At 67.4% G+C, this 8,997-nt stretch carries 8 protein-coding genes; 6 read left to right on the plus strand and 2 right to left on the minus strand.

Going from position 1 to position 8,997, the window contains the following annotated elements; translation table 11 throughout:
• Positions 1-223 precede the first annotated feature (223 nt).
• Positions 224-1,192, plus strand: coding sequence for a helix-turn-helix domain-containing protein (locus AB0M43_RS38690; RefSeq protein WP_363732690.1), 969 nt, complete (start codon positions 224-226; stop codon positions 1,190-1,192).
• Positions 1,193-1,948: 756 nt separating this feature from the next.
• On the plus strand, positions 1,949-2,122 hold the full coding sequence (locus tag AB0M43_RS38695; RefSeq protein ID WP_363732691.1) for a hypothetical protein: 174 nt from the start codon (positions 1,949-1,951) through the stop codon (positions 2,120-2,122).
• 118 nt (positions 2,123-2,240) lie between these two features.
• Here AB0M43_RS38695 and AB0M43_RS38700 read toward each other — a convergent pair whose 3' ends face one another.
• On the minus strand, positions 2,241-2,399 hold the full coding sequence (locus AB0M43_RS38700; protein ID WP_363732692.1) for a hypothetical protein: 159 nt from the start codon (positions 2,397-2,399) through the stop codon (positions 2,241-2,243).
• A gap of 867 nt (positions 2,400-3,266) precedes the next feature.
• Here AB0M43_RS38700 and AB0M43_RS38705 point away from each other — a divergent pair.
• Positions 3,267-3,614, plus strand: a complete 348-nt coding sequence (locus AB0M43_RS38705; protein ID WP_363732694.1) for a hypothetical protein — start codon at positions 3,267-3,269, stop codon at positions 3,612-3,614.
• Positions 3,598-6,006 carry a caspase family protein gene (locus AB0M43_RS38710; protein ID WP_363732702.1) on the plus strand — a complete coding sequence of 803 codons (2,409 nt, stop codon included), beginning with the start codon at positions 3,598-3,600 and terminating at the stop codon, positions 6,004-6,006. Before AB0M43_RS38705 ends, AB0M43_RS38710 begins: the two co-directional genes overlap by 17 nt.
• Positions 6,007-6,208: 202 nt before the next feature.
• Here AB0M43_RS38710 and AB0M43_RS38715 read toward each other — a convergent pair whose 3' ends face one another.
• Positions 6,209-6,922 carry a response regulator transcription factor gene (locus AB0M43_RS38715; RefSeq protein WP_363732696.1) on the minus strand — a complete coding sequence of 238 codons (714 nt, stop codon included), beginning with the start codon at positions 6,920-6,922 and terminating at the stop codon, positions 6,209-6,211.
• A 95-nt stretch (positions 6,923-7,017) separates the two neighbouring features.
• Between AB0M43_RS38715 and AB0M43_RS38720 the strand changes: the two genes are divergently transcribed.
• Both AB0M43_RS38720 and AB0M43_RS38725 read left to right on the plus strand, forming a co-directional pair.
• The gene (locus AB0M43_RS38720) at positions 7,018-7,980 is read left to right on the plus strand and encodes a LysR family transcriptional regulator (protein WP_363732697.1); all 963 of its coding nucleotides are present in this window, start codon (positions 7,018-7,020) and stop codon (positions 7,978-7,980) included.
• Positions 7,981-8,154: 174 nt separating this feature from the next.
• Positions 8,155-8,997: M9 family metallopeptidase N-terminal domain-containing protein (locus AB0M43_RS38725; protein ID WP_363732700.1), on the plus strand; the 843-nt coding region annotated here is incomplete at its 3' end.

The following is an 8,997-nucleotide window of genomic DNA, read 5'->3' on the forward strand; positions in this document are numbered from 1 at the left end:
CTGGAGATCTTGACATGGATGACTCCAAGGAGGGGTGGATGGGTGAACCGTCCCCAGTGGAAAATCACTCTCCGTAGGGACGTCCGCCACACGCAATTCAAAGAACCCGCAGGGTTAAGGGCCCCTTAAGTTCATTCGAACGGGTGAGGTGTGAACACACCGTAAGCATCGACACTGGTGTGCGACACTGAGTCCAGAAGACATTGTCTTAAAGAGGACATCGATGGTGGAGCACCTCCTGGCGCCTGTCGGGCTCAGCGCGGCCGACAGCGAGACCTATCTGCACATCCTCGGCACCGGCGCGCAGACCGCCCCCGAGATCGCCGCGGCCCTGCACCTCAGTCCCACCCGGATGCCCCGGATCCTGCGCCGCCTGAGCCAGGCGGGTCTGGTCAACCGGATGGTCGGCGCCCCGCCGCGCTACTTCGCGACCCCACCCGACGCCGCCGTCGACGCGCTCGTCGTCCAACACCAGCACAGTCTCGAAGAACTGCGCGCCCACGCCCGGGAGCTGACCTCCCGGGTACGGGCCGACGCCACCCGGCCGTCCGAGGTCGTGGAGCTCGTGGACGGCCCCGAGGCGGTGTTCCGGGCGCTCAGCCAACTCGAGTACAGCGCCCGCGAGGAGGTCCTGATCATCGACGCTCCGCCGTACCTCGGCGGCGTGCTCTTCAACGACAACGAGCTGCAGGCCCTCGCCCGCGGCGTCCGCTACCGCGGCGTCTACCACGCGCCCGTGCTCGCCGAACCCGGCAAGATGGCCCACCTGGAGCGCTACATCGCGGCCGGCGAGCAGGCCCGGGTGCTGCCCGACATCAAGATGAAGATGCTGATCGCCGACCACCGCGGCGCGCTCGTGCCCCTCAACTTCGACAGCACCCAGCCGGCCGTCCGCCTCCTCGTGCACCCCTCACCGCTCCTCGACGCCCTTATCGTGTGCTTCGAGAGCATCTGGGACCGGGCCGTCCCCCTGGGCCCCGCCACGGACGCGGCGCCGGCCGGGGAGCTCGACGACCGCGACCGCTCGATCCTGCGGATGATGGCCGCCGGCCACAAGGACGCGGCCATCGGCCGGGCACTGCAGATCACCCAACGCACCGTGGTGCGACGGATCGCCGAGTTGATGCGGCACCTGGAGGTGGACACCCGGTTCCAGGCCGGAGTGCAGGCCGCACGGCGGGGCTGGCTGTAGGAGGCCGTGCTCGTCGTAGGGCCGAGAAGCGCCAAGCTCGACCTCCCGTCGACATCACGGCTGCGCTGGGTGATCCGGGTATGTCGGATGACCAGGCGGGGCCGCTACCGCGGGGCGGCATCGACCGCGAGCGGCTGGCACGGCCAATGCGGGGGCGCGCCCGGCCGCCCGAGGATCACGGGGACCTGAGATGCTGCCCGGCAGATCCGGGCGTGTTTTTTGACCGGCGATCTTGGAGGCCGTGGACTTTTCGGAGCGGCACGGCCGCCACCGGGCTGATCGAGGCCATTGACCGCGCTGCGCGAGCTCAATGGGTTTAAGAACCGCAGTGTCCCCGAGCGTGCGTCGGAACCTCGGAGCTGTACACGTCCTACATCCGCAACAAGATCGACACCAACCGCCCCGGCATGATCACAACGCTACGTGGGGTCGGCTGCACCCTCCGCCGCCCAGGAACCTGAGCCCTGCGCCTGCACCACGCTCGGTGTGGGGTCTGATACCTCACGTGACCTGGTGGGGAATTGTTTCGTTGTTCGTGGTGGACGTCCGGCGTCGGGTTCTGGGGAGCCCTGGTGGCGGGCAGCCTGGTCGGGTTCCCGCACCGCCGCGCGGTGCTCGTCTCTTCGAGGGGTAGAGATGACACCGCGCGGCGACACCGACACGCTGCTCCCGCCGGCGACAGCGCCGCCCGCACAACCGCGGGCCTGGCGGGAGCCTGCGGACCCGTGCGTTCCCGCGACCGGCGACGCCGAACCGATGCCTCCGGTTGCCCGGGGCGTGCCCGTCGTGGTCGATGGTGGGGAGGACCTGGTCGCCGCGATCGACCAGGCGTGGGCCGCTCAGGACCGGGCCCGTGCCGTCCACCGCACGCTCAGCCCGCACACGTCGGCGCCTTCGGCGGCGTGGTCGCCGCTGGGCCGCCGCCGGTAGAACGCCACACGCCCCGCCGTCACGTTGAGCAGGCGTGCGATCGAGGAGCCGGTGTTTTCGAGGGTGAGTGCCGATGACGACCGGGCCGCGTGGCTCTGGCCGCAGCTCCCCACCCGGCTCAGGTCACGGCCCGCAGACCCATGTTGTGATCTGGGCCCTGCGGTGTTCGACGCGGGCGCCGGATCGGGTACGTCTTCTGGGCCACCTCGACCGTCACGCCGCCGGAGACGACCTTGCCCGCCACCGACGACTCACTCGCCCAGTTGCTCGCAGCCATCGAGGAAGGGTTCGCCGCCAACGACGCCGCCCGCACCGCACGCCGCGCGGCACCCCCGCCGGCCGAGGTCATCGGCGACGACGTCGAGCGAGACGTGGGGCTGGCGATCCTGCGACGGCCACCTTCACCTGGCCCATCCCGTCGGAGGTGAACTGGGGTTCCGATGGGCAGACAGTAGGTACACGCGGCTGCGCTCGGAGCTGTACTGGCGGATCCGCGCCACGCTGCGCAAGGCGCTCAACGACGCAATCCGCATAGACCGCCTCCTCGAGCACACCGGTGCCGGTTGGACAAGAGCGTGGTCGCGGTTGTCGTGGGCATCTTCGGGGTGGGGCCACACCTGGAGGGTTCCGGGTGTGGTCGGGGTGTGTCAGTCGGCTGGGAATGTCCAGTGCTGGCTGCATTCGGCCTGGCGAACCGGCGGGACCATTGCCGCCGGTGCCGCCGGGGCCGCCGGCGGTCTGGGTGCCCGCTCCGCCGCCACCAGCCACCGCCACCGCCACCGTTGGCGATGGCCACGCCGCCGCCGGCAGCGCCGGCGCTGCCGCTGTCACCACCCGGGGTTTCCGGGAACGCCGGCGAGCGCACGGCCTGCCCGCCCGCGCCGCCGCCGGACCCGGCGGTCAGCAACGGGCCCGAGGCGGTGGTCACCGCGACCAGGCCGCCGCCGAACCCGGCCTGCTGCGGGGTCGGGTTGGTAGCCCCAGCCGTTCCGACTCGCACGGTGAACACGTCACCGGCGCCCACCGCGACCGTGCCCACCACGTGGCGGACCTTGCCGTCGGGGTGGGTTGTGAGACGGGCTTCCTCCTGAGGTCGTAGACGGAGGTGTATAACCAGGAGGATGCACTTCGAGCTGGGAGTTAGATGAAACTCGCGATTTCGGTCGACGGCGACTCTCACCAGGACTCGCTGTCGCTGTATGCGTGGCTACGGGAGGACTCGGACCTGCGAGCAGCGGCGGAGTTGAGCCTCGACCCGCCCGACCGTGCGTCGGAAGACATGGGAACCGGCGAGGTGATCTCCGCCGTGCTGCAGCACGCCGAGTCGCTGACCTCAATCGTGATTGCGGTCGCCGCCTGGCTGCGACCACGATCGACGTCGACCTCGGTCACCTTCACCTACAACGGCATTCCGGTGACGATCGACAACCCCACCGAGGAGAAGATCAAGGCGGTTTGCGCCGCGCTTGAGCGACGTGATGACGCTCGCTGATCCTTCCAAATCAAGGGCAGTGCTGGTCGGCACGGCCTCATACGACCACCTCCAGGATCTTCCTGCGGTGGCCAACAACCTGGCCCGCCTCAAGGAGCTGTTCACCGATCCTGAGGTGTGGGGGCTGAACCCCGAACACTGCGTCGTCCTCCTGGATCCGACACGAGACGGCGTGCTGGAGGCGATCGGATCGGCGGCCGACAGTGCCACGGACACGCTGGTGATCTACTTCGCGGGTCACGGCATCCCGGACAGTCGGAGCCAGGAGCTTCACTTGGCGCTGCCCACCACGACTCCTGACAGACTTTTCCGAGCGGTCAGCTATGGGGATGTGCGGCGAGCGGTCCTTGACTCACGGTCGGCCAACAAAGTGGTTCTCCTCGATTGCTGTTACAGCGGCCGGGCAATGGCGGCGGGGATGGGCACCGCGGAAGCCGGCATGGAAGTGGGCATCGACGGCGCGTACCTGATGACCGCATCGGCAGCCACCAGGACCAGCAGCGCACCCATCGGAGCCACGTACACCGCGTTCACGGGCGAGGTCATCGCCGCACTCGCCGACGGGCTTCCCACCGATGCCGACGTGCTGTACATGGAGGACATCTACTTTCACGTCCATAAGGAACTGGCGGCCAAGGGACTTCCTAAACCTCAGCAGATGCTGAGCAACGGCGGCCGTTCCATAGCCGTTGCCCGCAACCGATTTGCGCAACCCGCAAAATTCGACGGCGTAGACTGGGCGCAGCTTTCGCCGACGACGCGACGCAACTTCGTGGCGACACTGATCGCGACGCTAAACGCCGATTCCCAGGTCACGCAGCCGGCTGACGACGACAGCGTCATCGTGACCTGCGGTCTACCGGACGCCCGAGTGGCCTACCACGTCTTCCCATACGTGGAGTCGGTGACCAGCGCCCAGAAGCGCACGATCCGCAGGTCCCTAGCCGACCCTGCGGCTGCGGGTGCTGCCCGGCACGTCGTAGTCACACCGCACGAGCCCTCACCTGCCGAGCGAAGCTGGCTCGAATCGGCAGCGCCTCAGAACGAGGGCGAGGCCATTGAATGGCTCGGAACCGTGTGGCTTGATGACCACCTCACCGATCAGCAAGACTTGTGCGACTACTTCTTAGGCACGGGACCCCGCCGACACGCCACCCCACGGAGCCGGTCCATCGGCGACCTACTGGCACCCATGACGACCATCAACGACCTCCAGCGCGAGCTGACCCGGCTGCGTACCGAAACCCGGAAGCTCTCCCCGCTCTGGAGAATCGATCACGCAACGCAGGGGCCGACCACGCAGTTCACGATTCGTGAGCGCTTCGCCGGCGCAGCCGTCTTGGATCCCGTAACCATCACTCCCGTCTTCAGCTTCCCGCTGGACGATCCGGATGGGCAAGACGCACACCGCGAGTTCCTGCGTGCAATCGACTTCGGCAGCGACGCCACCATCGACGGACGCTTCATCGACCGGTTCGAGTTCCAAGCCTCCGAACAAACGTTGCGACTCCTGGGGGCCGACAAACCAACCAAGCCAGCCCAGATCCAGATCAAAGCGATCCCGAACAACGAAGGGCTCCCACTGCCCTGCGTACTGGAAGCGGTGGACGCCCAAGGTGTGATCCTCGCCCGCCTCGATGCCAGCCTGACCGAACGGACGGGCGGACGCCGAGGAACCATGCTGACCGGATCGGACCCGTCCGGGATGTTGTCGTTTCGCAACACGCTCGAGCACCTTCGCGGCGACAAAGAACTCGTCGGGAGAATGAACTTCACCGTCCACGGCGTCGTCGACCGATATCCCTACGCATGCAGACCTGCCGCTGACTTCCTTCTCGCGATGACCCCAGGAACCAAAGTCCTCCTGCGTATCGGCGAAGCCGTCCTCGGCCCGGGAGACGTGAAGGACTCCTTACCACAAGACATGGCCCAGCCCGCTCGACTGGTGGTCGCTTTGCACGAGGTACAACGACAGTTCGGCCGGCAACTCCCGATCCCTGACGGACTCACCGGCAAAGACCTGCGTGAAATCGAGATGGTCGCCGAACTAGCGAACGCCGGAGAAGCTCGATGGCCGTACCGGGGCATCAATACAGGAATCTGGGCACACCGACTTCAGGAATTCCTCGACGACGAACGCATCGGTAGCCACGGTGCCCTCATCCTTGAGTCCGATCGCATGCCGTTCACCTGGGGAGGCCAAACCATCGACATCGGCCCGTTCCGCCTGTACGGCTCGCACATGACTCTCACCAACCGGCCCGAGCTCGAGACCGCCGTCGGCACCGGTCAAGATCCCGAGGCGCGCTGGCGATGCATGGACGGACACCACCTCACCATTTTCAGAAAGGCACCCGCCGAGCGCGGAAAAACCACCGACGACGCGGTCTAGCCGCTTCGAACACCCTCGACCCCGACCACCCCGACACCGAGCCATCCCCCTAACCCCCAGCCACCCACATCGCCGCGTTTTCGGCAACGACGCACCCATCGACACGGCGTCACCTGGAGGCCACACCTGCGGCAGCTACGCGATCCGCCACGGGGCGAGGAGGACGACTTCGAGACGTGGGTGCTGCAGGGCTTGTCACATGTCAGGTGAAGTCGAGGGTGCTGCTTGGAGCAGCAGGTTCACGGAGTGCGACGCCCGATCCTCGTGAACTGTGGAGATAGCGCGGGTTGTCGGCGTCCTCGCCCAGCTTCGCGCGGAGGCGACAGAGAAGCACGTCGACTGTCCGTGAACAGCGCGCGGTGCGGACGTGGTTCTTGAGAACGGTGCGGGGCACGAAGGCGCCGGGACTCTCACTGAGCCGGTCGAGCAGGTCGAATTCTCGCTGCGTCAGTTGAAGTTGTCTACCGTTGAGGAACGCGACCCTGGCGCCGACATCGAGGTGAAGTTGCCCGACGACGCGTGTGCCTGGCGGCGTCGGACGGGGGACACGCCGCAGGACTGCTCCGATCTGGGCGTCCAGCAACTGTGCAGAGCACGGTTTGGGCATGTAGCTTTCCGCTCCGACGTCGAACAGTCGGGCGATGTCGGCCTCGCCGCGAAGCTCTGCTGTGACGATGACTGGTCTGCGGGTACCTAGCCGGACCAGTTGGGTGACTTGGACGCTGTCGATTCCTGGAGCTGACGGGTCCAGCACGACGATGTCGGGCCTACCGTGCGCTTGGCGCGATCCATCGATCAGCGCGGCCCCGACATGGTCGAGGGACAGGGCTGTGACGTGGTGGCCGAGGCCCGACAGACCCCCCGCGGCGGCTTGTCGGCAGGTGGCCTCATCGTCGATCAGCAGTATTTTCGCCATGGTCCTGTCCCATCGGGGTCGGACTGCTCGGTTTCCTCACGAGACTCGCATCCGATGCGTCACGGCGGCCATACCAGTAGGTATAGCCTTGGGCTATGGATCTCGACGTCCGTCATCTGCGTGCGATCTGCGTCATCGCCGAGGCCGGCAGTGTGTCCCGGGCGGCTGTGAGTCTGGGCATCTCCCAGCCTTCATTGACCGCGCTCCTGCAGCGGGTGGAGCGCACGCTCGGGGGTGAACTCTTCGTGCGTGGCCGCACCGGGGTGACCCCGACCCCGCTGGGACAACGGGCGCTGCAACGCGCGCGGTTGGTCGTCGCCGAGCTCGACGGATTCACCGGCGACTTGCTGCAGGGGGATCCGTCGACGACCAGGACCCTGCGCCTCGGGTCGGTGCACATGGAGTGCTGCGGGAGCGTCCTGGACAACGTCGTGGCGGCGCTACCTGACGCCGAGATCACGATGCAGGTGGAGCCGTCGGGAGTGGCTTTGGCGCAGGCATTGCACCACGACCGCCTCGACTTGGCGGTGATCGGGATGATGGACGACCATGAGGTCGGATTGGCCACCGATCTGGCGCAACGAATGCTTGTGCCGAGGGTGCCGATCTTCGTCGCCATTGGAGCCCGCCACCGCCTCGCCGACCACGACGAGATTGACCTGGCGGACCTGGCGGAAGACTCGTGGATCTCCCCGCCCGGGGCCGACGACGGCTCGCTGACCTCGCTACGGGCGGCTTGCCGTCGGGCAGGGTTCGTGCCCAGGATCCGCTTCGAGGCGCCGACCGGCGGAGGTGCCCAGCTCATCGAGACGGGCCGGGCGATCCAGCTTGTCGAGCCGACGTCGGTGTCGCGGGGCGGGCTCGTCGTGCGCAGGCTCGTCGGCGAGCCGCTGCGGGCCAGGCTCCTGCTCGCCTGGCGCCGGTCCCGTGTCTCCGAGCCCGACATAGAGCGGGTGTATCTCGCAGTGGCCCGCGCGTACGTGGAGCACGCGGTGGACAACCCAACGTACGGCCCGTGGTGGGCGGCCCATCCAGAGGTGCATCCCCGTACCGACTGACCGTCTCTTAGGCCGCTGGTTACTCCCACATTGCCAGTAGGTAAACAGCACCCTAAGGACTGTTGTGTCCGAATGGGGGGCATCAATACGTTGCGGAACCAACTGGCCGACACCCGGCCAGGACCCGAACCCCCTCGGAGATCCGCAATGAGACCTCACCCCCCACGGCGCACCGTGACGCGCCTGTCCCTCGTGGCACTGAGCCTGATAGCCGGTCTGCTGGTGGCCGGCACCCCGACCCAGGCGGCGCCTGCCACCCCTGCCCGAACCCCCTCCGCCCCGGCGCGGAACGCCGAGCCGAGCCACGTCGCGAAGTTCGGGTCTGACATGCGCGACCGGGCGCCGAGGCCGGCGTCGAAGGAGGAACAGCGCCGCGACTACGACGAACCCGCCACAGCCACCGAGAAGGCGCCCAGGCCTTCCATGGCCGGCCGGTCCGCCCTGGCCGCGACCTGCAATGTCAGCGACTTCACCAGCCGTACGGGCTGGGCGCTGGTCGACCAGATCAAGGCATCGACGACTGACTGCGTCAACAGCCTGTTCTCGCTGAGCGGATCCAACGCGTCCGCCGCGTTCCGGGAAGCGCAGATGACCAGCGTCGCCTACGGGCTGCGCGACAACGGTTCCGCGTACCCCGGGAACAACACCACCGGCACCGCTCAGCTCGTGCTCTACCTGCGCGCCGGCTACTACGTGCACTGGTATGACCCGGCCACGGTCGGCAGCTACGGCACCGGCCTGCAGACCGCGATCCGCTCCGGGTTGGACTCCTTCTTCGCTAACCCGCGCGCCTTCGACGTCAACGACGCCAACGGCGAGACGCTCTCCGAGGCCGTGACGCTGATCGACAGCGCCGAGGAAAACGCCCGCTACCTGTCCATCGTCAAGCGGCTGCTGACCAGCTACAACAGCTCGTACAACACGTCGTGGTGGATGCTCAACGCCGTCAACAACGTCTACACCGTGCTGTTCCGCGGCCACCAGGTCCCCGCGTTCGTGACGGCCGTGCAGGCCGAC

The sequence above is a fragment of the Longispora sp. NPDC051575 genome, assembly GCF_040681875.1.
Taxonomy (GTDB): Bacteria; Actinomycetota; Actinomycetes; order Mycobacteriales; family Micromonosporaceae; genus Longispora.

What these genes read in the sequence shown, in the direction of transcription:
- AB0M43_RS38690 (WP_363732690.1), top strand. Translation starts at nt 224, where the DNA reads ATGGTGGAGCACCTCCTGGCGCCTGTCGGGCTCAGCGCGGCCGACAGC.
- AB0M43_RS38695 (WP_363732691.1), top strand. Translation starts at nt 1,949, where the DNA reads ATGCCTCCGGTTGCCCGGGGCGTGCCCGTCGTGGTCGATGGTGGGGAG.
- AB0M43_RS38700 (WP_363732692.1), bottom strand. Translation starts at nt 2,399, where the DNA reads ATGGCTGCGAGCAACTGGGCGAGTGAGTCGTCGGTGGCGGGCAAGGTC.
- AB0M43_RS38705 (WP_363732694.1), top strand. Translation starts at nt 3,267, where the DNA reads ATGAAACTCGCGATTTCGGTCGACGGCGACTCTCACCAGGACTCGCTG.
- AB0M43_RS38715 (WP_363732696.1), bottom strand. Translation starts at nt 6,922, where the DNA reads ATGGCGAAAATACTGCTGATCGACGATGAGGCCACCTGCCGACAAGCC.
- AB0M43_RS38720 (WP_363732697.1), top strand. Translation starts at nt 7,018, where the DNA reads ATGGATCTCGACGTCCGTCATCTGCGTGCGATCTGCGTCATCGCCGAG.